We start from the raw sequence: 23,370 nt of genomic DNA on the forward strand, positions 1-23,370 counted from the left end.
TTACGGCGCCAGCAGCAGGCCAGTGACGAAGGCCGCACCGGCCGTAGCCGCGCCGACCAGGAACCACAGCAGCGGCCAGGTGTGGTCGCGCTCGAACACCACCGGGGGCGACGCCGGCGGGGCGTCGGCGAGACGGGCTAAAGCCCTGATCGCGCGCAGGGCCTCGTCGGCGAAGTCCTTGGCCTTGGCGGCGGGCGACAGTTCGCGGCCGATCCAGCGGCGCACCACCGGGTCGGCGGCGGCCCACAGGTCGTGGGTCGGGTCGATGCGGCGCGCCACGCCCTCGACGGTGACCATGGTCTTCTGCAGCAGGACCAGTTCTGGCCGCAGGGCCATGTCGAACAGGGCGGTGATCTCGAACAGCTGGGCCAGCAGGCGGCCCATCGAGACGTCGCGGGCGTTGCGGCCGAACACCGGCTCGCCGACCGCCCGCAGGGCCTGAGCGAAGGCGTCGACATCCTGGTGGGCGGGGACATAGCCGGCGTCGAAATGGACCTTGGCGACCCGCGCGTAGTCGCGATTCAGGAAGCCGTAGAGGATCTCGGCTAGGTAGCGGCGCTCACCAGGTCCCAGGCGCCCGAGGATGCCGTAGTCGACGGCCACGACCGCGGACGGTGCGGCGACGAACAGGTTGCCCTCGTGCAGGTCGGCGTGGAACAGGCCGTGGTCGAGTGCCTGGGCGAGGAAGCCGCGGGTGACGTTCTCGGCCAGAGCCTTGTGGTCCAGGCCTGGCAGGGTCAGGGCGGCCGGGTCGGACAGCGGTACGCCCTCAGCCCAGGTCAGGGTCAGGACCCGCTTGCCGACGCCCTCCCAGCAGACCAGCGGGGCGCGCATGTAGGAATCGGTCGCCATCGCCTCGCCCAGCTCGGCGCAGCCGGCGGCCTCGAAGCGCAGATCCATCTCGAGGTCGAGAGACCGGATCACCACCTCGACGAATTCGATCGGCCGCAGGCGGCGCGAGGCAGGAGCCAGCCTCTCGGCCAGGCGGGCGGCCAGGCGCAGTACGGCGGTGTCCTGGGCCACCTGGCGTTCGATGCCTGGGCGCAGCACCTTCACCGCCGCCTTGCGACCGTCCAGCAGCACCGCCGGATGGGCCTGGGCCAGGGAGGCGGCGGCGACCGGCTCGCCGATCTCGGCATAGACGTCCGTCAGCGGCTTGCCGAGATTGCGGACGATCTCGGCCTTGGCCTCGGCCAACGGGAACGGCGCCAGCCGGTCCTTCAGGTGCGAGAGGTCCTCGGCGAAGGCGGTCCCGAAGATGTCGGCCCGGGTCGACAGGAACTGGCCCATCTTGATCGCGGCCGGACCCTGCTTTTCCAACACGCGGGCCAGGCGCTCGCCCGGCCGTCCTCGCTTGGCCGCTGGACCGGCGAACAGGCGCAGCAGCCGCCCGGCCAGCTTGGCCGACGGCGGCAACAGCGGCTCGACCTCGCGCGGGACCAGGGCGTCGGCCCGGACCAGGGCCCAGCCCGCGCCGGTCAGACGCCAGAAGGCGGACAGGCCGGCCACGGGTCTAAAGCGCCCAGCCCTGATGCAGGGCCGCCACGCCGCCGGTGAAATTGGTGAAGCTCACCCGCTTGAAGCCGGCGGTCTCCATCATGCCGGCGAAGGTCCGCTGGTCGGGAAAGCGGCGGATGCTCTCGACCAGATACTGGTAGGCCTCGCGGTCCTTGGCGACCCATTCGCCGACCTGCGGGATGACCTTGAAGCTGTAAGCGTCGTAGGCCTTGGCCAGGGCTTCGGTCACCGGGCGCGAGAACTCCAGGCACAGAAAGCGGCCGCCGGGCTTCAGGACGCGGCGCGCCTCGCGCAGGGCCGCGTCGATGTCGGTGACGTTGCGGATGCCGAATGAGATCACATAGGCGTTGGCGTAGTTGTCCGGCAGCGGCAGACGCTGGGCGTCGCCGACCGTCCAGGTGATCTCGGGCTCGCCGCCGCGCTCGATGCCGGCGGCGATCATCTCGGCGTTGTAGTCGATGATGTTGATGGTCGCGTCCGGACCGCCGCGCCGCTGCTGGGCGCCGCGAGCCATCTTGGCGAAGCGGCGGGCCATGTCGCCGGTGCCGCCGGCGCAGTCGATGATCACCTCGCCCGGCTGCGGGTTCAGACGCGCGGCGACCGCGTCCTTCCACAGGCGATGCACGCCCCCGCTCATCAGGTCGTTCATGATGTCGTAGTTCTTGGCGACGCGGTCGAACACGCCGCGCACCAGGCCCGCCTTCTGCGAGGCGTCGACGTCCTTGAAACCAAAGCTGGCGGAGGAGTTGCTCATGACGTCTTTGGGCCGCGCTCTCTATATGACAGGACGCTCTTAGCTTGCGCCTCGCGTCGAAGGAACACCCTTGCCCGAATTGCCCGAAGTCGAGACCGTCCGCCGGGGCTTGGAGCCGGTGCTGGCCGGAGCCCGCCTGTCGCGAGTCCGCGCCAACCGCCCCGACCTGCGCTTCCCGCTGCCCGAAGGGTTCGTCCAGCGGCTGGCGGGCGCGAAGATCCTGCGCCTGGACCGCCGGGCCAAATATATCCTGGCCCCGCTGGACCGGGGCGACACCCTGGTCATGCATTTGGGGATGACCGGCCGCTTCGAGATCGCGGCGCCCGAGGGAACAGTTCGGCCGGGGGATTTCGCGCGCGAGGTCACACCCGACGACAAGCACGCCCACGTGGTCTTCGAGACCGAAGCGGGCGCGACCATCACCTATTACGACCCCCGCCGGTTCGGCTTCATGGATCTGATCGCCACCGATCGGGTCGACCGCCACCCCTGGTTCGCGGCCATGGGCCCCGAGCCGCTGGGCGATGGTTTCGACGTCAAGACACTGGAAAAAGCCTTCGAGAACCGCAAGCAGGGACCCAAGACCCTGCTGCTGGACCAGAAGACCGTCGCGGGCCTCGGCAATATATATGTGTGCGAGGCTCTGCACCGGGCCCACATCTCGCCGTTCAAGCCCTCGGGCGGGATCGCCAAGAAGCGCCTGGGGCCACTGACCGCCGCGATCAAGGAGGTCCTGGCCGAGGCCGTCGAGGTGGGCGGCTCGACCCTGAAGGACTTCGCCGCCGCCGACGGCGCCCTGGGCTATTTCCAGCACCGCTTCCGCGTCTATGACCGCGAAGGCGAGCCGTGTCCGACGCCGGGCTGCGGGGGCGTGATCGCCCGGGAGGTCCAGGCGGGACGGTCGACCTTCTTCTGTCCCGTTTGCCAGGTCTGAGTTAGGTTCTGCGTATGAGCGACCCGAACGACACCGCACCCGGTCCCGCCCCGATCCCCGAGGACGAAACCCCGATGCAGCGAGCCCTGCGCCTGAAGCAGGCCGCGCTCGACGCTCGGCCCAAGGCGCCGCGAGGCGGCGGCTTCCAGCGCCAGCAGGCCAGCCGCGCCGCCACCGGCAATTCCAGGCCCTGGGGGCAACGCTGATGGCCGGCCTCAAGGACAAGCGCGGCTTCATCGACAAGGACCGGCTGGATCTCTCCGAGCGTCAGGCCGTCGAATACTGGATGAAGCGCTGGGGCGTGACCCGCGACCAGATCACCGCCGCCCACCGCAAGGTCGGCCGCATGACCAAGGACATCGCCGCCGAGCTCGGCAAGAAGCGCTGACACCGGATCGTCGATAGCCCGAGGGCTCCCCAACGGCGCGCGCCTCTCTATAAAGGCGACGCTGAAGCAGGAGACCCGCCGATGGCCGACTACCAGACCCTGATCGTCGAGGCGCCCGAGGCCGCGCCCGGCGTGACCTTGATCCGCCTGAACCGGCCCGAGGCCCTGAACGCCCTCAACACCCAGCTGCTGGGCGAGCTGGCCCAGGCGCTGGCGGCGGCGGAAGCCGACGACGCCGTGGGCTGCATCGTGCTGACCGGCTCGACCAAGGCCTTCGCGGCCGGCGCCGACATCAAGGAGATGTCGGACAAGACCTACGCCCAGATGTTCAAGGCCGATTTCTTCACCGCCGGCGCGCGGGCGATCGAGCAGTGCCGCAAGCCGATCATCGCCGCCGTGTCCGGCTACGCCCTGGGCGGCGGCTGCGAACTGGCGATGATGTGCGACTTCATCCTGGCCGCCGACACCGCCAAGTTCGGCCAGCCCGAGATCAATCTGGGCGTCGCGCCCGGCATCGGCGGCACCCAGCGCCTGACCCGCTTCGTCGGCAAGTCCAAGGCCATGGACATGATCCTGACCGGCCGGATGATGGACGCCGCCGAGGCCGAGCGCTCGGGCCTGGTGTCGCGGATCTTCCCGGCCGACGCCCTGGTCGCCGAGACCCTGGCGGTCGCCGCCAAGATCGCCGGCCAGTCGCCGCTGGCGGTGGCGATGAACAAGGAACTGGTCGAGGCCGCCTACGAGACGACGCTCACCACGGGCGTGGCCTTGGAGCGTCGCCTRTTCCATTCGCTATTCGCGTTCGACGATCAGAAGGAAGGCATGTCGGCCTTTGTCGAGAAGCGGAAGCCGGCGTTCAAGGGGACGTGATCCGCCGCTAATCGATTGCGTCACGATGGTCCGCGGGATTTCGCCTGTGGACCGTTGACCCCGGCCGGCGCTTCCCGTATATCCGCGCGCTCGATTTCCTCTGCTTCGCGGCTGCCCGCGCGGCTGTCCGCATTGAAGGTCCGACCTATGGCCAATAATCCCGGCGCCAAGAAAGCGATCCGCAAGATCGCTCGCCGCACCGAAGTCAACACCGCCCGCCGCTCGCGCGTGCGCACCTTCCTGCGCAAGTTCGAAGACGCGATCGCCAAGGGTGACGTCGCCGTCGCCAAGGCCGCTTTCGTCGAGGCTCAATCGGAGCTGATGCGCGCGGTTTCGAAGGGCGTCGTTCATCCGAACACGGGCTCGCGCAAGGTCTCGCGCCTGGCCGCTCGCCTGAAGAAGCTGGATAAGGCCGCGGCCTAGTCCAGATTTAGGACGAACGCTGTTCGTCCAAGGAATTCAAGTATTTACATAAGCCGGTTAGGTTCGCCTGACCGGCTTTTGCTTTGAATCCAACGTTCTGTTCCTCACGTTGCAATCTGTGATCTGAGGGGTTGGCTTCACTATTCCCTTGCCAGGCGAGGGGGTCTCGCGAGTCAACAGAAATATCCGCGATCGGACGCAAGTTTTCCGTTTGACCGGCGGGGTCCGCTGGCTAGTTTAAGCGTCTCAGCGCTTCTCCAGTCTTGAACAAAACAAGGCGGCGGCGGACCCATTGCGGTCGCCGGGTAAGAACCTGTGTGTGCTGAGAAGACGGCCGTACGCCATGGGGGGCGGGCGGCTGATTGGTTGCGGCGGTTGTTTTTGTACGAGGCGGTGGACGAATGACGATGAAGGGCGGGGTGGCCAGCCAGGACTTCTCGGCGGCGATTTCGACGGCGGCTTGCGAGCCGGCCGCGATCGTGTGGTCGAAGGTGTGCGTGGCGTTGAAACGCGAGTTGGGCGATGCGGCCTTCGGGTCGTGGATCGCGCCGGCGATGCTGCGTGAGGCCGCGACCGGCGACGTCGTGCTGGTGACGCCGACGGGCATCGCCCGCGACTGGGTCCGCCGCAGCGCCTGGCGCCGCATTGGCGAGCTGTGGGCGGCCAACGATCCGACCAGCCGTCGCATCGACCTGAAGTCGCGCCTGGAGTTCGAGGCCGCCCAGGTCGGTTCCGGCGTCGCCTATGTCGACGCCCCCAAGGCCGCCGCCGAGCCGATCGAGATCGTCCTGCCCGTGTCCAGCGATGCGCCGGCGCCGAGCGCCAAGTCGCCGCGCACCCAAGGCCTGCAGGAACGCTTCACCTTCGAGACCTTCGTCCCGGGTCCCGCCAACGAATTCGCCCACGCCGTGGCGCGCCGGATCGCCAACTGGGCCGACGGCCACTTCAATCCCGTGCTGTTCCACGGCCCCTACGGCTTCGGCAAGACCCACCTGCTGAACGCCCTGGCCTGGGAAGCCATGCGCAACGCGCCGGAAAAGCGCGTGGTCTATCTGACCGCCGAGCGCTTCCTGTCGACCTTCGTGCGCGCCCTGATGGATCGCCAGACGGCGGCCTTCAAGGAAGAGCTGCGCGCCGCCGACCTGCTGATCATCGACGACGTCCACTTCATCGCCGGCAAGCAGTCGACCCAGGAAGAGCTGTTCCACACGCTGACCGCCCTGGTCGAGGAAGGCCGCCGCGTCGTGTTCTCGTCGGACCGTCCGCCGTCGGCCATGACCGAGATGGACGCCCACCTGCGCTCACACCTGTCGGCGGGCCTGGTCTGCGGCCTGGAGCCGGCCGACCGCTCGCTGCGCCTGGGCATCCTGGAGCGCAAGATCCAGACCCTGTCGGCCGCCCACGGCTTCGAGCCGACCATGCGCCCCGACGTGCTGCAGTTCCTGGCCGACCGCTTCACCGACAGCGTCCGCGAGCTGGAGGGCGCGCTGAACACCCTGTCGGCCCGCGCCGGCGAAGGCCTGTCGCGCATGACCCTCGACGAGGTCCAGGCGATCCTGCGGCCGCATCTGCGGTCGGGCGAGAAGCGCATCACCATCGACGACATCCAGAAGGCCACGTCCGAGCACTACGGCATGAAGCAGGTCGACCTGCTCAGCGAGCGCCGCAATCGCGCCGTAGCCCGTCCGCGCCAGGCCGCCATGTGGCTGGCCAAGCAGCTGACCACCCGTTCGCTGCCGGACATCGGCCGCCGCTTCGGGGGCCGCGACCACACCACCGTCCTGCACGCCGTGCGCCGGATCGAGGCCCTGCGCGCCGAGGACAGCGCCCTGAACCACGACTTGGAAGTCATCACGCGCAAGCTGCGCGGCTGATCCGGGCGAGGCCGGGACACCGGTTTCCGGGGTTTGAATTGGAAGGGGCTGCTCGAAAGGGCAGCCCTTTTTTCCTTGTAGGCCGTCATCCCGGCCAAGCGCGGGGCGCGCCGAGCCGGGACCGCGGCAAGCGCCGGCGGTCCCGGCGGTCCCGGGGCTTCGCCCGGGATGACAGCGAAAGTTATCGCGCCCGCCGCAGCGTCAAATTGATCCGCCCGCCGCCCGGAACCAGTCCCGACGACCCCGCCAGGATCCGATCCACCCCGTGGAAGGCCAGCCGCGCGGGCCCCGACAGCCGGCAGACGTCGCCCGAGCTCAGTTTCAGGCTCCGCGTCGGGTCCTTGCGGCTGGTCCCGCCGATCCGGAACACCGCCGTGTCGCCCAGCGAGACCGACAGGACCGGAAAGGCCGGGTCGGCCTCGTCGCGATCCTGGTGCAGGCCCATGCGGGCGTCGCCGCGATAGAGGTTGATCAGACACGAGTCCGGCGGCGTTTCCGGATCGCCGAGTTTGGCCCACAGCTCCAGCAGCGCGGGCGGCATGGTCGGCCAGGCCGCGCCCGTGCCCGGATGGCGCTCGGCGTAGCGGTAGCCGGAGGGATCGCTGGTCCAGCCCAAAGGGCCGAACGCGGTCATGGCCACGCTCATCGCCTTGCCATAGGCCGTGCCGTAGTGGGCGAAGGGCGCGGCGTCGGCGGCGGCCATGACGGCGTCGACCAGAGCCGTCTGGGCGGCGGGGTCCAAAAGCCCCGGCCAGAGGTCGAAACCGGGAACAACGGTCAGTGACTGAAACATTGCTGAAATTTAACGCGCGGCATAGGGACGAAAGGTGTTGGTTTGCGCCGCCGGCTGAGGGGGCCGGACAATTTTTCCATATTAGGACCGAACATGCGTCGTCTTATGTCCTCCGCGGCCATGGCCGTGATTTTGTTGGCCGCCGGGAGCGTTTCCGCCGCCCCGGCCGCGAAGGCCAAGCCGAAGCTAGCGCCCGCCGCTTCGATGGGCTCCAAGGGCGCGACCTTCGCGACCGTGACGACCCAGCTACCGCGCAACGTTCGGCCCTCGCACTATGATCTGGCGTTTACGCCCGACGCCGACAAGCTGACCTTCACCGCCAAGGTCAAGATCGCCATCGAGGTGATCGAGCCGACCGCCACCGTGACCCTGCAGGCCGCCGACCTGACCTTCGCCAAGGCCGAGATCGCGGGTATCGGTGCGGCTACGATCAAGACCGACGAAGACGCCCAGACCGCCGCCTTCACGTTCGCCAAGCCGCTGGCCAAGGGCAAGTACGTCCTGTCGATCGACTATGCCGGCAAGATCTACAAGCAGGCCGCCGGCCTGTTCGCGCTCGACTACGAGACCGAGACCGGCAAGAAGCGCGCGCTTTACACCCAGTTCGAGAACTCCGACGCCCGTCGCTTCATCCCCTCGTGGGACGAGCCGTTCTACAAGGCCACCTACAGCGTCGAGGCGACGATCCCGACCGGCCAGATGGCCCTGGGCAACATGCCCATCGCCTCGTCCAAGGACCTCGGCGGCGGCAAAACGCTCGTCAAGTTCGCTGCGTCGCCGAAGATGTCGACCTATCTGCTGTTCTTCGGCCTGGGCGAGTTCGACCGCGCTTCGGTCAAGGCGGCCGGCGCGGACGTCGGCGTGGTCACCAAGAAGGGCGACATCCCCAAGGCGCAGTTCGCTCTGAAAGCGGCCGCCGACATCCTGCCCTGGTACAACGACTATTTCGGCACGCCCTATCCGCTACCGGTGCTGGACAACATCGCCGCCCCGGGCCGCAGCCAGTTCTTCAGCGCCATGGAGAACTGGGGGGCGATTTTCTACTTCGAATACGCCCTGCTGCTGGACCCGAAAATCTCGACCGAGACCGACAAGCAGAACGTCTTCACCACCGTCGCCCACGAGATGGCCCACCAATGGTTCGGAGACCTGGTCACCATGGCCTGGTGGGACGACCTGTGGCTGAACGAAGGCTTCGCCTCGTGGATGGAAGGCCGGGCGACCGAGCACTTCCACCCGGAATGGAACGCCGCCCTGACCGCGGTGGGCGGGCGTGAATACGCCATGGGCCTGGACGCCCTCCAAACCACCCATCCGGTGGTGCAGCACGTCGAGACCGTCGAACAGGCCAGCCAGGCCTTCGACGGCATCACCTACCAGAAGGGCGAGGCCGTGATCCGCATGCTGGAAAGCTATGTGGGCCACGACGCCTGGCGCGACGGCGTGCGCGCCTACATGAAGACGCACAACCACGGCAACACGGTCAGCGACGACCTGTGGAAGGCCGTCGAGGCGGCGGCCAAGAAGCCGATCACCGCCATCGCCCACGACTTCACCCTGCAGCCCGGCGTGCCGCTGATCACCGTCGACAGCGCGACCTGCGCGGCCGGCAAGACCACCCTGGCCCTGACCCAGGGCGAGTTCAGCAAGGACCTGCCCGACAAGAAGCCGCTGACCTGGCGCGTCCCCGTCACGGTCGAGGCCCTGGGCGGCGGCGAGGCCAAGACCCTGGTCACCGGCGGCAAGGGCTCGGTCACGGTCCAGGGCTGCGGCCCGGTTGTCGTCAACGCCGGCCAGAGCGGCTACTACCGCGTCCTGTACGGTCCTGAGCGTTTCACCGGCATCGTCCAGAATTTCGCCAAGCTGCCATCGATCGACCAGCTGGGCGTGATGTCCGACGTCTGGTCGATGGGCCTGGCCGGCTACCAGCCCGCCACCGACTTCCTTGAGCTGGCCAAGGCCACGCCCGCCGACACCGACCCGCAGGTGCTGTCCAAGGTCGCCGCCACCTTCTCGGCCATCGACGGCTATTACGAAGGCCAGGCCGCCGAGCGCGCCGCGTTCCGCAAGCTGGCCATCGCCCAGCTGAAGCCGCTGCTGGCCAAGGTGGGCTGGACCGCCAAGGCTGGCGAGCCCGACAATGTCGCCATCCTGCGCGCCGACCTGATCGGGACGCTGGGCGGCCTGGGCGACGCCGAGGTGGTGGCCGAGGCCACGCGCCGCTTCGCCGCCGACAAGACCGACCCCAGCGCCATCCCCGGCCCGCTGCGCAAGACCATCCTGGGTGTCGTGGCCAAGCACGCCGACGCCCCGACCTGGGACACGATCCATGCCCAGGCCCAGGCCGAGAAGACGCCGCTGATCCGCAACCAGCTGTACACGCTGCTGGCCTCGGCCGAGGACGAGAGCCTGGCCCAAAAGGCCTTGGCTCTGGCCCTGACGACCGAGCCGGGCGAGACCCTGTCCAGCACCATGATCTCGAAGGTCGCCCAGAACCATCCGGACATGACCTTCGACTGGGCCGTGGCCAACAAGGACGCAGTCAACGACAAGGTCGATTCCAGCTCGCGCACCAAGTTCATCCCCGGCCTGGGGGCCGCCTCGTCGAACCCGGCCACGGCCGACAAGATCAAGGCCTATGCCGCCGCCAACCTGGCCGAGGGCTCGCGCAAGGAGGCCGACAAGGCCGCCGCCGCGGTGGTGAACCGCGCCAAGATCCGCCAGCTGCGCCTTCCGGCCATCACCGCCTGGGTCGCCAAAGTCGGCTAAATCTCGGATAACACGATATCTTTTTGGGCCGCACTCGAAAGGGTGCGGCCTTTTTTCTGGGGCGGGATATGAGATTCCCCCTTGTCGCATGGGGTTATGGGCTTGCGCGCTGACCACCATCCCCCATATCCGGCTGCGAAGCGGGGTTGACGGGTTCGTCAACTTCGAACAACGCATTTCGCCCGCTCGACTTTTGTCGACGGGTAGAGTGTGGAAACCAACAGTAGAGCGTGCGAACCCACCGGGGACGGTACGAGAAAAACCGGGGCGCTTCCGAGAAGGCCCTCGTCACCGCCGTCCGCCTAAAAGGAGCGAACAGGTACTAGAATGAGCAAGATTATCGGCATCGACCTTGGCACCACGAACTCGTGCGTGGCCATCATGGACGGCAAGACCCCCAAGGTGATCGAGAACGCCGAGGGCGCTCGCACCACCCCGTCGGTGGTCGCCTTCCAGGAAGACGGCGAGCGCCTGATCGGTCAGCCGGCGAAGCGCCAGGCCGTGACCAACCCGACCAACACGCTGTTCGCGATCAAGCGCCTGATTGGCCGCACCGCCAGCGATCCCGTGGTCGAGAAGGACAAGGGCATGGTGCCCTACGAGATCGTCAAGGGCCCGACCGGCGACGCCTGGGTCCGGGCGCATGGCAAGGACTACAGCCCGCAGGAAGTCTCGGCTTTCATTCTGCAGAAGATGAAGGAAGCCGCCGAGGCGCACTTGGGCGAGCCGGTGACCAAGGCGGTCATCACGGTTCCGGCCTATTTCAACGACGCCCAGCGTCAGGCCACCAAGGACGCCGGCAAGATCGCCGGTCTGGAAGTCCTGCGCATCATCAACGAGCCGACCGCCGCGGCCCTGGCCTATGGCCTGGACAAGGACAACAACAAGAAGATCGCCGTCTACGACCTGGGCGGCGGCACCTTCGACGTGTCGATCCTGGAAATCGGCGACGGCGTCTTCGAGGTGAAGTCGACGAACGGCGACACCTTCCTGGGCGGCGAGGACTTCGACCTTCGGATCGTCGACTACCTGGCCGACGAGTTCAAGAAGGAGCAGGGCGTCGACCTGCGCAAGGACAAGCTGGCCCTGCAGCGCCTTCGTGAAGAGGCCGAAAAGGCCAAGAAGGAACTGTCGAGCACCGCTCAATACGAAGTGAACCTGCCGTTCATCAGCATGAACGCCTCGGGTCCGCTGCACCTGAACATCAAGCTGTCGCGCGCCAAGCTGGAAGCCCTGGTCGACGACCTGATCTCCCGCACCATCGGTCCGTGCGAACAGGCCCTCAAGGACGCGGGCCTGAAGAAGAGCGACATCGACGAAGTGATCCTGGTCGGCGGCATGAGCCGCATGCCCAAGGTCCAGCAGGCGGTGCAGGACTTCTTCGGTCGCGAACCCCACAAGGGCGTCAACCCCGACGAAGTCGTGGCGCTGGGCGCGGCCGTTCAGGCCGGCGTGCTGCAGGGCGACGTCAAGGACGTGCTGCTGCTGGACGTGACCCCGCTGACCCTGGGCATCGAGACCCTGGGCGGTGTGTTCACCCCGCTGATCGAACGCAACACCACGATCCCGACCAAGCGCTCGCAGACCTTCTCGACCGCCGACGACAACCAGTCGGCCGTGACGATCCGCGTGTTCCAGGGCGAACGCCCGATGGCGCAGGACAACAAGATGCTGGGCCAGTTCGACCTGGTCGGCATCCCGCCGGCGCCGCGCGGCGTGCCGCAGGTCGAGGTCACCTTCGACATCGACGCCAACGGCATCGTTCAGGTCCACGCCAAGGACAAGGCGACCAACAAGGAGCACTCGATCCGCATCCAGGCCAACGGCGGCCTCTCGGACAACGACATCGAGCGCATGGTCAAGGAAGCCGAGGCCAACAAGGCGTCGGACGAGAAGAAGAAGCAGCTGGTCGAGGCCAAGAACCAGGGCGAGGCGATCCTGCACTCGACCGAGAAGGCCATGGCCGAGCACGGCGACAAGGTCGGCGCGCCTGAAAAGACCGCGATCGAGACTGGTGTCACCGAGCTGAAGGCGGCGCTGGAAGGCGAGGACGTCGAGGCCATCCAGGCCAAGACCCAAGCCCTGATCCAAGCCTCCATGAAGCTGGGCGAGGCCATGTACGCCGCCCAGCAAGGCTCGGCCGAAGATGGTGACGCCGAGGCCGCCGCGGACGACGGCGTCGTGGACGCCGAGTTCGAGGAAGTCGACGACAACAAGCCGGCGGCCTAAGACCGCCATGCGCGCGCCGGGGGACATTCTCCAGAAGTCTGTTCCCCGGCCGCGACGTCTTGTCTCGCCGCCCGAGGACGCCTTGCGCCGGGCCGCGTGCTATCCCACCTCTTCCCGTATCAACGCCACTTTCGTGGGCCTTTTGGGCGCCAGACGCTGACAATGCGCGACTATTACGAAATTCTCGGCGTGACCCGGACCATCGATGACGCTGGTCTGAAGTCCGCGTTCCGCAAACTGGCGATGGAACACCATCCCGACCGCAACGGCGGCTGCGAGAACGCGACCGGTCGGTTCAAGGAAATCAACGAGGCCTATTCGGTCCTTTCCGATCCGCAGAAGCGCGCGGCCTATGACCGCTTCGGCCATGCCGGCGTCAACGGCCAGCAAGGCGGTCCAGGCGGCTTCGGCGGTCAGGGCTTCGACGCCAGCGACATCTTCAACGACGTTTTTGGGGACGTGTTCGGCGAAATGTTCGGCGGCGGTCGTCGCCAGTCGAACGGTCCCCAGCGCGGCCAAGACCTGCGCTACGACCTGGAGATTTCCCTCGAGCAGGCCTATGCGGGCGCCGAGGTCGAGATCAAGGTGCCCGCCGCCATGACCTGCGAGGTCTGCGAGGGCTCGGGCGCCAAGCCCGGCACCAATCCCACCGTCTGCGGCACCTGCGGCGGCGCCGGCCGGGTCCGGGCGACACAAGGTTTCTTCGCGGTCGAGCGCGGCTGCCCGCGCTGTGGCGGCTCGGGCCGCCTGGTGCTGGATCCCTGCCAGAACTGCAACGGCCACGGCCAGGTGCGCCGCGAGCGCATCCTGTCGGTCCGTATCCCGGCCGGCGTCGACGACGGCGCCCGGATCCGGCTGGCGGGCGAGGGCGACGCGGGCGCGCGCGGCGGTCCGCGCGGCGACCTCTACATCTTCCTGTCGGTGACCCCGCACGAGCTGTTCGAGCGCGACGGCCTGGACCTGCTCTGCACCGTGCCGGTGCCGATGACCACGGCGGCCCTGGGCGGCGAGATCGAGGCGCCGTGCCTGATGGGCGGCGAGAACTGCGACGGCAACTGCAAGATCTCGGTCTCCGTGCCCGAAGGCGCCCAGACCGGCAAGACCGTCCGCCTGAAGGGGCGTGGCATGCCGTCCCTGCGGAGCCGTCAGCGCGGCGATCTGGTGGTCGAGCTGTTCGTCGAAACCCCGACCCACCTGTCCGCCCGCCAGAAGGAGCTGCTCAAGGAGCTGGCCGGTCTGTGCGGCGAGAAACAGAACCCCAAGTCGGCCAACTTCGTCGGCAAGGCCAAGCGCTTCTGGGAAGAGGTCACGGGGAATTAACCTTTCCCCGTCGCCGCCCCCATTTTCGGGCCTTTCATCCCCCGATTTCCTTAACGCCGCCCCTTAACGGGAGTCGCGACGCTCTGTAGTTTCGGGCGTCATGAACGCCCACGCCACGCCTACCCCTGCCCACCTGCTCGATCCCACCGGCGCGACGCCGGTGATGCAGCAGTTCTTCGAGATGAAGGCGCGGCAGCCCGATGCGTTGATCTTCTTCCGCATGGGCGATTTCTACGAGCTGTTCTTCGACGACGCCTACAGGGCCGCCGCGGCGCTGGGCATCAGCCAGACGTTCCGAGGGACGCACAACGGCCAGCCGATCCCGATGGCGGGCGTGCCGCAGCATGCGGCCGAGGCCTATCTCTCCAAACTGATCCGCCTGGGCTTCAAGGTCGCCGTCTGCGAGCAGATGGAAGACCCCGCCGAGGCCAAGAAGCGCGGCTCCAAGTCGGTAGTCCGCCGCGACATTGTCCGGGTGGTGACGCCGGGCACCCTGACCGAGGACGGTCTGCTGGACGCGCGGGGCGCCAACCGTCTGGCGGCCGTGGCCGTGCGCGCGGGCCAGGCGGCCGTGGCCTCGGTCGAGCTGTCGACCGGCGAGGTCGAAGTCTTCGCCGTGGCCAAGGAGGCCGTCGCCCCGATCCTGGCGGCGCTGGCCCCGTCCGAGACCCTGGTCTCCGACCGCCTGCTGTCGGACGACGCCCTATCCCAGACCCTGAAAATCTGCGGCGGCCTGGTGCAGCCGATGCCATCGGCGCTGTCGGAGCCGCAGGCTTCGGAAGCGCGGGTCAAGCGCCTGTACGGTGTCGACACTCTCGACGGCTTCGGCGGGCTGTCGCCGGCCGAGATCGGGGCCCTGGGCCTGATCGCCGCCCATCTGGAAATGACCCAGGCGGGCAGGTTGCCGGCCCTGCGCGCGCCGCGTCGGGCCGCTGAAGCGGATGTGATGGCCATCGACCCGGCCACGCGCGGCAGCCTGGAGATCGATCGCACCCAGACCGGCGGCCGGGACGGCTCGCTGCTGGCGGTGATCGACCGCACCGTCACCTCGGGCGGGGCGCGGATGCTGGCCTCGCGGCTGGCCCGGCCGCTGCTGGACGTCGCCGCCATCGATCAGCGCCTGGACGCGGTCGAATGGTTCGTCGAGCACCGCCCGCTGCGCCAGCGCCTGCGCGAGGTGCTGAAAGGCTCCGGCGACATGGCTCGCGCCCTTTCGCGCCTGGCGCTGGGCCGGGGTGGTCCGCGTGATCTCGGATGCCTGCGCGACACGCTGAAGTGCGGCGAGCGCCTGGCCGGCATGGCGGGCGGCTCGCCCGACCCGCTGTCGCCGCCGCCATTCGAGTTGGAGCACGCTTTCAAGGCCCTGACGCCTTCGCTGCATGACGGGCTCTCGCAGTTTCTGAACGTGCTGGAGCACGGTCTGGGCCCCGACCTGCCCGCCCTGGCTCGCGACGGCGGTTTCGTCGCGCCCGGCGTCCGGCCCGAGCTGGACCAGGCGCGCGGTCTGCGCGACGACAGCCGCAAGGTCATCGCCGCCCTGGAATCCCAGCTGGCCCTGGAAAGCGGCGTGCCGCTGAAGATCCGCCACAACGGCGTGCTGGGCTATTTCGTCGAGGCCACGGCCGGCAAGGCCGACCCGTTGTTCCAGCCGCCGCTGAACGCCACCTTCATCCACCGCCAGACCCTGGCCAACCAAGTCCGCTTCACCACCGTGGAACTGGCCGACCTGGACGCCCGCATCGCCCAGGCGGCCGAACGGGCCCTGGCCATGGAGGTCGCCGCATTCGAGGACTGGCGCGAGCAGGCGAGGGGCCTGGCCGACGCCATCCAGATCGCCGCCGAGGCCCTGGCCCGCCTCGACGTCGCCTCCGCCCTGGCCGAGTGGGCCGAGGACGCCGACGCGGTGCGGCCGATCGTCGACAAGTCCTACGCGTTCGACGCCAGGGGCGCCCGCCATCCCGTGGTCGAGGCCGCCGTCAAGCGGGCCGGCGATCCCTATACGCCCAACGATTGCTGCCTGGACGCCTCGGGCGAGACCGGCGCGCGGCTGTCGATCGTCACCGGCCCGAACATGGCCGGTAAGTCGACCTTCCTGCGCCAGAACGCCCTACTGGCGATCCTGGCCCAGTCGGGCTGCTACGTGCCGGCCGCCCATTTCCGTCTGGGCGTGGTCGACCGCCTGTTCAGCCGCGTCGGGGCTGGCGACGACCTGGCCCGCGGCCGCTCGACCTTCATGATGGAGATGGTCGAGACCGCCGCGATCCTGACCCAGGCCGGCCCGCGCAGCCTGGTGATCCTGGACGAGATCGGCCGGGGCACGGCCACCTATGACGGTCTGGCCATCGCCTGGGCCTGCGCCGAGGCTCTGCACGACACCAACCGCTGCCGCGCCCTGTTCGCCACCCACTATCACGAGCTGGCGACGCTGGAGGCGCGGATGAGCTTCGTCTCCAACCTCAGCCTGCGGGCTAAGGAGTGGAACGGCGACCTGGTCTTCCTGCACGAGGCCGCGCCGGGTCCGGCCGACCGCTCGTACGGCGTCCAGGTGGCCAAGCTGGCCGGGGTGCCCGGTCCCGTCGTCGCCCGCGCCCGCGAGGTGTTGGACCGCCTGGAGAGCAAGGACCAGTCGCCGGCCAAGCTGGACGACCTGCCGCTGTTCGCCGTCAGCCAGGCCCAGGCGGCCGTCGCGGCGCCCGCCAAAACGGCGCCGAGCGTCGTCGAGGACTCGCTGGCCGACCTCGATGTTGACGGCATGAGCCCCCGCGAGGCCTTGGAGGCCCTCTATCGTCTTAAGGGTCTGCTCAAGACCTAGGGCCTTTAGTGGGAGCGCGACGGTCGCCCGAACCGATTTCCCATTTTTGGCCGTCCCGCTCAGGTACACCATATCTCCATCATGCCCCGTCGCCTTCGCCCCACCCGCCTGGAACACGTCGTCGACGGTCACGTCCTGCGGGCCCGCCTGTCCGCCGCCGCCCTCGATTCCATCGGCAACGAGGCCGAGCAGCGCTCGCGCGCCATCGAGATCCTCAAGCAGGCGCTGTTTCGCGGCCGGATGATCGCCAAGGAGCGGCTGGAGAACGGCGCCAGCGGCGTCGAGACCGCCCGGCTGCTGTCGGGCGTCACCGACGAGGTGATCACCGCCCTTTACGACTTCACCACGGTCCACGTGTTCCGGGCCCGCAACCCGACCGAGGGCGAGCGCCTGTGCCTGCTGGCCGTTGGCGGCTATGGCCGGGCGACCCTGGCCCCGTTCAGCGACATCGATCTCCTGTTCCTGCGGCCCTACAAGCAGACGCCGCACGCCGAGAGCGTGATCGAGTTCATGCTCTATGCGCTGTGGGACCTGGGCTTCAAGGTCGGCCACGCCTCGCGGACGATCGAGGAGTGCGTGCGGCTGTCGAAGGAAGACTTCACGATCCGCACCTCGATCCTGGAGGGCCGCCGCCTGACCGGCGACGAGCGCCTGGCCGCCGACCTGAAGAAGCGCTTCCGCGACGAGGTGATGAAGAACACCGGGGCCCAGTTCGTCGCCGCCAAGCTGAAGGAGCGCGACGACCGCCAGGCCCGGGCCGGCGCCAGCCGCTACATGGTCGAGCCCAACGTCAAGGAAGGGAAGGGCGGCCTGCGTGACCTCCACACCCTGATGTGGATCGCCGAATATCTGCACCCGGTCGACCGGCCGGAGGACGTCTTCAAGATGGAGGTGTTCTCGAGCCGCGAGACCAAGGCCTTCATCCGCGCTTTCGACTTCCTGCACGCGGTGCGGGCCCACCTGCATTTCACGACCGGCCGGCCGGAAGAGCGCCTGACCTTCGACCTGCAGCCCGAGATCGCCCGCCGCATGGGCTACGGCGACCGTGGCGACGCGCCGGCGGTCGAGCGGTTCATGCGCCGCTACTTCCTGATCGCCAAGGAGGTCGGGGCCCTGACCCGCGCCTTTTCGGCCAAGCTGGAAGCCGAGCACTTCAAGAACGAGCCCAAGGGTATTTCGCGCTTCCTGCCGGGCGGGCGACCCAAGCGCAAGGCGCTGGACGTCGAGGGCTTCTACGAGGACGGCGGTCGCCTCAACATCGAGGGCCAGGAGATCTTCGAGGCCGATCCGGTCAACCTGATCCGCCTGTTCAAGATCGCCGACGAGCGCGACCTCGACCTGCATCCCGACGCCTTCACGGAGGTGACGCGCAGCCTGCAGCTGATCACCTCGCGCGTGCGCCGCGATCCGGACGCCTGCCGGGCGTTCCTGGACCTGCTGGCCCGGGGCAAGCGCAGCTATCGCACCCTGACCCTGATGAACGACGCCGGGGTGTTGGGCCGTTTCGTGCCGGAGTTCGGTCGGATCGTCGCCCAGATGCAGTTCAACATGTACCACTCGTACACCGTCGACGAGCACACGCTGCGCGCCGTGGGCGTGATCGGCGACATGGCGGCCGGCCGCATGAGCGAGGACCACCCGCTGGCCGTCTCGATCATGCCGCTGATCGAGGACCGCGAGGCCCTGTTCCTGGCCATGCTGCTGCACGACACCGGCAAAGGCGGGGTCGGCGGCCAGGAGAAGGCCGGGGCCCGCTCGGCCCGCAGCGCCTGCGAGCGGCTGGGGGTCGACCGCACCAAGGTCGAGCTCGTCGCCTGGCTGGTCGAGAACCACCTGGTGATGAGCGACTTCGCCCAGAAGCGCGACGTCTCCGATCCAGGGACGGTGGCCGCCTTCGCGCGCATCGTCGAGAACCCCGAGCGCCTACGCCTGCTGCTGGTCATCACCGTCGCCGACATCCGCGCCGTGGGCCCGGGCGTCTGGAACGGCTGGAAGGGTCAGCTGCTGCGCGAGCTGTACAACGCCACTGAGGCGGTGTTCCGCGGCGGACGTGGCAGCGACGCCGCCGCCAATGTCCTGCGCCACCAGGAGAACGTCGCCGAGAACGCCCGCGCCGTCCTGCTGGAGACCGATCCAGCCGCCATGGGCTGGGTGGCGGCGATGGAGAACGCCTATTTCAGCGCCTTCCCGCAGGAAGACCTGCTGGAGCACGCCGCCCTGGCGCGCCGGGCGGCCATCCAGGGCGGGGCCGCCGCCGAAGGCCGGGTGCGTCCGGGCCAGAACGCCGCCGAGGTTGTCGTAGCGGCCAAGGACCGGCGCGGCCTGTTCGCCGATCTAGCCCTGACCATCTCGTCCCTGGGCGGCAATGTCGTCGGCGCGCGGGTCTTCACCTCCCGCCAAGGTCAGGCCTTGGACGTCTTCTATGTGCAGGACGTGACCGGCGCGCCGCTGGGCTGCGAGAACCCGCGGGCTCTGCGCCGCCTGGCCGACGCCCTCGAAGCGGCCGGCAAGGGTGACGCCCTGACCATGGAACCGCGCCGGGGCGCCGAGCAGTCGCGCGCCGCCGCCTTCGCCATCGCCCCGTCCGTCACGGTCGACAACGAGGCGTCCAACGACGCTACCGTGGTCGAGGCCTCGGGCCGCGACCGGCCCGGCCTGCTGCACGCCCTGGCCAAGACCCTGGCCGAGAGCGGCCTGTCGATCCAGTCGGCCCATATCGACGGCTATGGCGAGCGGGCCGTTGACGCCTTCTAYGTCCAGACGGCCGAAGGCGAGAAGATCACCGACACCCGCAAGGTCAACGCCTTGAAGGCCGACCTCCTGGCGGCCCTGGAGCAGAACGAGGCCACGGCCCCGGCCGCGCGCGCGGGTCTGCGTCGGGCCCGAGCCAGCGTGGCGCGTTAGACGCCGTTTCACGGACCTAGGGGAAAGACATGCGGCCGCCGATCAAACGTCTGGGCGATCTCAAATCGACGTCCCCCAACACCGACACCTATGCGCGGCCCACGCCGAAGGTGACCCGCCGCAAGACGGCCAAGGTGCTGACCGACGAGGAACGCGCGGCCTTCCTCGCATCCCGACCGGACTTGGCTCCGAAGCGATAGAGCTCCGAACGCCGTCGCGACGGCGCCGCGCCGTAGGGTCCCACTCGTCTTCGAGCTGTGGGATTGAAAATGCGGCTTGTACGATAAATGCGCCGCGGTTAAATAAAGCATATTAAATAAAACAGGCCGGTGAGCCCGCCTACCGACGCAAAGTCGGAGACGGCTCGCACGGCGAGACCGTCGGCCGACCTTGGCCCCGGTCAAAAACGGGGATGGAAACGTGAAGGCTCTCAACAGGAAAACTGTGTGGCTGGCGTCGGCGGCCATGGTGGCGGCGTCCAGCGCCTGGGCCGCGACGGCGCAGGCGCAATCAACTTCTGGCGACAAAGACAGCGCTGTCGATTCGGTGACCGAGGTCGTCGTCGTCGGGCAGCGGCGCGCGATCCAGTCGGCGCAGGAGCTTAAGAAGAACTCCGAGGAGATCGTCGACTCGATCACCGCCGTCGATATCGGCGGCCTCCCCGACCGGTCGGTGACCGAGGCGCTGCAGCGCGTGCCGGGCGTCACCATCGGCCGCACGACCCAGCCTCGCGACGTCGACCGCCTGAACGCCGAAGGCTCGGGGGTTCAGATCCGCGGCCTGACCTGGGTCCGGTCTGAATTGAACGGGCGCGACATCTTTTCCGCACGGGGTGGTCGGGCCATCTCGTGGGAGGACGTCACGCCCGAGCTGTTCGCCGGCGTCGACGTCTACAAGAACCCCTCGGCCGACATCGTCGAAGGCGGCCTGGGCGGCACGGTGAACCTGCGTACGCGCATGCCGTTCGACCAGAAGGGCCACCAGATGGCCTTCTCCGCCGACTATACGCGCGGCGACCTGCGCAAGGCCGGCTCGCCCTCGGGCAGCGTCCTGCTCAGCGACCGGTTCGACACCAATCTCGGCGAGTTCGGCATGCTGGTCAGTCTGTCCAACTCGAAGCTGAAGACCGCCGTCAACTCCATCGCCGTCGACCCCTACAACGCCCACGGCCTGGGTGTTCAGTCGTCCTATGACGGCGGCGCGACGTTCAACTTCAACGGCGACAACGCCATCGCCGGCCAGCCGAAGAGCCGCGTCTTCGTGCCGGTCGGCGTCCAGTACCGCAACAACCACCAGGACCGAAACCGCACGGGCTTCTACGGCGCCTTCCAATGGCGGCCGAGCGACAATCTGGAGCTCTACACCACCCTGTTCCGCACCGAGGCCAAGCAGACCTTCCAGGACCGCTTCGCCCAGACCTCGGCCTGCTGCTCGGCGACCAACAACCAGTCGTTCGTGGTGGGGCCGGCGACCGGCACGTCGTTCACGTACGACGCGGACGGAAACTTCCTCAAGGGACAGCTGGTGGACGGCGGCGGCGGCGGCAACGGCGTGGCCAACTCGTTCCTGCTGAACCTCGGCGCCCGCTATGGCGTCGTCAAGGACAACACCAACGACGTCTCGGCCGGCTTCCGGTGGTCGAACGATCGCTGGGTGGTGACCGGCGACCTGCAATACGTCTATTCGCACCGCGAGGGCACGGACCTGACGGTCTACAACACCGTCACCCTGGCGGGCGGCTTTGGCCTGGATCTGACCGGCGAGCTGCCGAAGATCACCATGGCCAACACGACCAGCACGCCGTCGGCTTTCAGCCTCTACGCGGCGATGGATCACCTCGACGACAATGACGCCCGGGAATATTCGGGCAAGTTCGACGCGACCTATTCGTTCGACGACGACAGCTGGCTGAAGGACATCAAGCTGGGGGTGCGGGCCACTTCGCGCGACGCGACCTCGCGCGACGCGGGCTACAACTGGAACCTGATCTCCGCGCCCTGGGCTACGCGGGTGACCGCCACGGCGGACAAATACACCCAGCACCAGGACAAGGTGTCGTTCGACAACTTCTTCAAGGGCGACCTGTCGGTCCCGGGCCTGATCCTGCCGTCGTTCGATTTGGCCAAGAACCCGCAGGCCCTTTATTCCTATCTGAAGCAGACGATCTGGAACGGCCCGATCCCGGGCGGCGGCCCGGCCTATAACGACGGCGAGTACGGCTATTATCCGCCGGGCGGCGCCAACGGCACGATCCCGTCCTGGTCGCCGGCCGGGGGGACCTACAGCCCGTTCACCCAGGGTACCATGATGAGCTACATGCCCATCTGGGCGGCCCCGACCGGCAGTATCAGCTACTGGCAGCCGCTGGGCGACGTGAACACCAGCTTCGCCAGCTCCGGCGGCCGGGGCGTCAATCGTCAGTGGGAAAAGACCGCCGCCGTCTACGCCAAGGTCCGCTTCGGCGACGACCTGCCGTTCCACTGGGGCGACCAGACGATGAGCTGGGACGGCAATATCGGCCTGCGGGTCGTCAAGTCGTCGACGGACGGCCAGGGCTTTGGAACCGTCGGCTTCATCGATCCGAGCCAGGCGCGCTTCGCCTCACCGACCGCCGCCGCCAAGATCACCTTCGCCGACGGCAAGCCCTTCGCCTCGGTCGGCGGGACCAACTACACCGACATTCTGCCCAGCCTGAACCTGCGCCTGAAGGCCAAGGAGAACCTGTTCCTGCGCTTCGCGGCGTCCAAGAACATCGTCCGGCCGGACTTCTACCAGCTGGACCCGTCGGTCAACATGTCGGCCACGCTGCAGTCACGCAACGCCACGGTCGCCGATGGCGTCATCAATCCCGTGACGGGCGCGCCCTACACCCAGGCCCAGCTCGACACCGCCGCCGCCGGCGGCTCGGCGGTCAAATACCACACGGACGTCGCCTTCGGCTTCTACTCGGGCAATCCGAACCTGAAGCCGATGCGCTCCAACTCGTTCGACCTATCGGGCGAGTGGTACTTCAAGGGCGGCATGCTGGCGGTCGGCGCGTTCCACAAGGACGTCTACGACTACATCCAGTCGGTGCAGACCCTGGCGACAATCACCAAGGCTGACGGCAAGTCGGTCCAGGCGGTCGGGACCATCCCGCAGAACATGGGCCACGGTAAGATCTACGGCCTGGAGTTCCAGTACCAGCAATACTACGACTTCCTGCCCGGCGCCCTCGGCGGCCTGGGCACGGAACTGAACGCGACCGTGCTGGAAAGCAAGGGCACGGCGAACGTGTCCAGCAGCACCACCGACGCCTCGCAGATCAATGCCTCGAAGCTGGACCTGCCGCTGGAGCAGCTGTCGCGCTACACCTACAATGCGACGCTTCTCTACAGCAAATACGGCATAGACGCCCGCCTGGCCTACAACTGGCGCTCGCGCTACCTAATGAGCGCCTCGGCTTCGAACCTGATGGTGCCGATTTACTCGAAGTCGTACGGCCAGCTGGACGGGTCGGTGCTGTATTCGCTGTCGCCGCAGGTGAAGATCGGCGTGCAGGCGGTGAACCTGCTGAACACCCGCAACGAGCTGGAGATGGACCAGCGGGACTCCTGGTACCTGGGCACCCAGGGCAATTTCTCGAAAGGCCTGGTCCGCACCCACAGCTGGAGCGTCAGCGACCGCCGCGTCTCGTTCATCATCCGCGGGTCGTTCTAGCGGCGCTTAGCGCTGCTAGAGTTCCGGACCAAAGGCCCCGCCGGCTTTCGTCGGCGGGGCTTGTGCGGGCGACCCCACAAGAG

General features: G+C 68.0%; 16 protein-coding genes. 13 read left to right on the forward strand and 3 right to left on the reverse strand.

The annotated features are described in order from the left end of the window. Together ubiB and AC1DSO_RS02365 are read right to left on the reverse strand one after the other, a co-directional pair. Nucleotides 1–1,509 carry a 2-polyprenylphenol 6-hydroxylase gene (ubiB, locus tag AC1DSO_RS02360; protein WP_477067305.1) on the reverse strand — a complete coding sequence of 503 codons (1,509 nt, stop codon included), beginning with the start codon at nt 1,507–1,509 and terminating at the stop codon, nt 1–3. 4 nt (nt 1,510–1,513) lie between these two features. Further along, nucleotides 1,514–2,272, reverse strand: a complete 759-nt coding sequence (locus AC1DSO_RS02365; protein ID WP_477067306.1) for a class I SAM-dependent methyltransferase — start codon at nt 2,270–2,272, stop codon at nt 1,514–1,516. 70 nt (nt 2,273–2,342) lie between these two features. Here AC1DSO_RS02365 and mutM point away from each other — a divergent pair, with 70 nt between their 5' ends. The 6 genes from mutM (at nt 2,343) to dnaA (ending at nt 6,761) form a co-directional block, all read left to right on the forward strand. Next, nucleotides 2,343–3,206: a bifunctional DNA-formamidopyrimidine glycosylase/DNA-(apurinic or apyrimidinic site) lyase gene (gene mutM / locus AC1DSO_RS02370; protein WP_477067307.1), complete on the forward strand. Its 864-nt coding sequence runs from the start codon at nt 2,343–2,345 to the stop codon at nt 3,204–3,206. Between the two features lie 14 nt (nt 3,207–3,220). Further along, complete coding sequence (locus AC1DSO_RS02375; RefSeq protein ID WP_477067308.1) at nt 3,221–3,412, forward strand: hypothetical protein; 192 nt, start codon at nt 3,221–3,223, stop codon at nt 3,410–3,412. Then, entirely contained in the window at nt 3,412–3,594 is a 183-nt protein-coding gene (locus AC1DSO_RS02380) for a DUF3606 domain-containing protein (protein ID WP_047413801.1), read from the forward strand. Before AC1DSO_RS02375 ends, AC1DSO_RS02380 begins: the two co-directional genes overlap by 1 nt. An 81-nt stretch (nt 3,595–3,675) precedes the next feature. Continuing rightward, nucleotides 3,676–4,464 (forward strand): enoyl-CoA hydratase, encoded by a 789-nt coding sequence (locus tag AC1DSO_RS02385; RefSeq protein ID WP_477067309.1) that lies wholly within the window; start codon nt 3,676–3,678, stop codon nt 4,462–4,464. A gap of 147 nt (nt 4,465–4,611) precedes the next feature. Next, on the forward strand, nt 4,612–4,887 hold the full coding sequence (gene rpsT, locus AC1DSO_RS02390) for a 30S ribosomal protein S20 (protein ID WP_004617408.1): 276 nt from the start codon (nt 4,612–4,614) through the stop codon (nt 4,885–4,887). A gap of 401 nt (nt 4,888–5,288) precedes the next feature. Beyond that, complete coding sequence (gene dnaA / locus AC1DSO_RS02395; protein WP_477067310.1) at nt 5,289–6,761, forward strand: chromosomal replication initiator protein DnaA; 1,473 nt, start codon at nt 5,289–5,291, stop codon at nt 6,759–6,761. A 181-nt stretch (nt 6,762–6,942) separates the two neighbouring features. On the opposite strand, the gene AC1DSO_RS02400 is transcribed toward dnaA, so the two are convergent. Beyond that, nucleotides 6,943–7,554 (reverse strand): alpha-ketoglutarate-dependent dioxygenase AlkB, encoded by a 612-nt coding sequence (locus AC1DSO_RS02400; RefSeq protein WP_477067311.1) that lies wholly within the window; start codon nt 7,552–7,554, stop codon nt 6,943–6,945. 93 nt (nt 7,555–7,647) lie between these two features. Here AC1DSO_RS02400 and AC1DSO_RS02405 point away from each other — a divergent pair, with 93 nt between their 5' ends. From AC1DSO_RS02405 to AC1DSO_RS02435, 7 genes are all read left to right on the forward strand, one after another. Next, nucleotides 7,648–10,323: a M1 family metallopeptidase gene (locus tag AC1DSO_RS02405; RefSeq protein ID WP_477067312.1), complete on the forward strand. Its 2,676-nt coding sequence runs from the start codon at nt 7,648–7,650 to the stop codon at nt 10,321–10,323. Between the two features lie 327 nt (nt 10,324–10,650). After that, nucleotides 10,651–12,552 carry a molecular chaperone DnaK gene (gene dnaK, locus AC1DSO_RS02410; RefSeq protein ID WP_477067313.1) on the forward strand — a complete coding sequence of 634 codons (1,902 nt, stop codon included), beginning with the start codon at nt 10,651–10,653 and terminating at the stop codon, nt 12,550–12,552. A gap of 162 nt (nt 12,553–12,714) precedes the next feature. After that, entirely contained in the window at nt 12,715–13,872 is a 1,158-nt protein-coding gene (gene dnaJ, locus AC1DSO_RS02415; RefSeq protein ID WP_477067314.1) for a molecular chaperone DnaJ, read from the forward strand. 100 nt (nt 13,873–13,972) lie between these two features. Next, nucleotides 13,973–16,684 (forward strand): DNA mismatch repair protein MutS, encoded by a 2,712-nt coding sequence (gene mutS, locus AC1DSO_RS02420; protein WP_477067315.1) that lies wholly within the window; start codon nt 13,973–13,975, stop codon nt 16,682–16,684. Between the two features lie 81 nt (nt 16,685–16,765). After that, nucleotides 16,766–19,588 carry a [protein-PII] uridylyltransferase gene (locus tag AC1DSO_RS02425; protein ID WP_477067316.1) on the forward strand — a complete coding sequence of 941 codons (2,823 nt, stop codon included), beginning with the start codon at nt 16,766–16,768 and terminating at the stop codon, nt 19,586–19,588. A 29-nt stretch (nt 19,589–19,617) separates the two neighbouring features. After that, a complete protein-coding gene (locus AC1DSO_RS02430) occupies nt 19,618–19,788 on the forward strand; it encodes a hypothetical protein (RefSeq protein WP_477067317.1) in 171 nt (56 codons plus the stop codon). Nucleotides 19,789–20,008: 220 nt separating this feature from the next. After that, nucleotides 20,009–23,287 carry a TonB-dependent receptor gene (locus tag AC1DSO_RS02435; protein WP_477067318.1) on the forward strand — a complete coding sequence of 1,093 codons (3,279 nt, stop codon included), beginning with the start codon at nt 20,009–20,011 and terminating at the stop codon, nt 23,285–23,287. Nucleotides 23,288–23,370: the final 83 nt, after the last annotated feature.

It is taken from the genome of Caulobacter sp. P4_E5 (assembly GCF_056401555.1).

Bases quoted from the DNA above. Each gene is read 5' to 3' on its own strand.
- AC1DSO_RS02365 (WP_477067306.1), bottom strand. From the start codon at position 2,272: ATGAGCAACTCCTCCGCCAGCTTTGGTTTCAAGGACGTCGACGCCTCG.
- AC1DSO_RS02375 (WP_477067308.1), top strand. From the start codon at position 3,221: ATGAGCGACCCGAACGACACCGCACCCGGTCCCGCCCCGATCCCCGAG.
- AC1DSO_RS02380 (WP_047413801.1), top strand. From the start codon at position 3,412: ATGGCCGGCCTCAAGGACAAGCGCGGCTTCATCGACAAGGACCGGCTG.
- rpsT (WP_004617408.1), top strand. From the start codon at position 4,612: ATGGCCAATAATCCCGGCGCCAAGAAAGCGATCCGCAAGATCGCTCGC.
- dnaA (WP_477067310.1), top strand. From the start codon at position 5,289: ATGACGATGAAGGGCGGGGTGGCCAGCCAGGACTTCTCGGCGGCGATT.
- AC1DSO_RS02400 (WP_477067311.1), bottom strand. From the start codon at position 7,554: ATGTTTCAGTCACTGACCGTTGTTCCCGGTTTCGACCTCTGGCCGGGG.
- AC1DSO_RS02405 (WP_477067312.1), top strand. From the start codon at position 7,648: ATGCGTCGTCTTATGTCCTCCGCGGCCATGGCCGTGATTTTGTTGGCC.
- dnaK (WP_477067313.1), top strand. From the start codon at position 10,651: ATGAGCAAGATTATCGGCATCGACCTTGGCACCACGAACTCGTGCGTG.
- dnaJ (WP_477067314.1), top strand. From the start codon at position 12,715: ATGCGCGACTATTACGAAATTCTCGGCGTGACCCGGACCATCGATGAC.
- mutS (WP_477067315.1), top strand. From the start codon at position 13,973: ATGAACGCCCACGCCACGCCTACCCCTGCCCACCTGCTCGATCCCACC.
- AC1DSO_RS02430 (WP_477067317.1), top strand. From the start codon at position 19,618: ATGCGGCCGCCGATCAAACGTCTGGGCGATCTCAAATCGACGTCCCCC.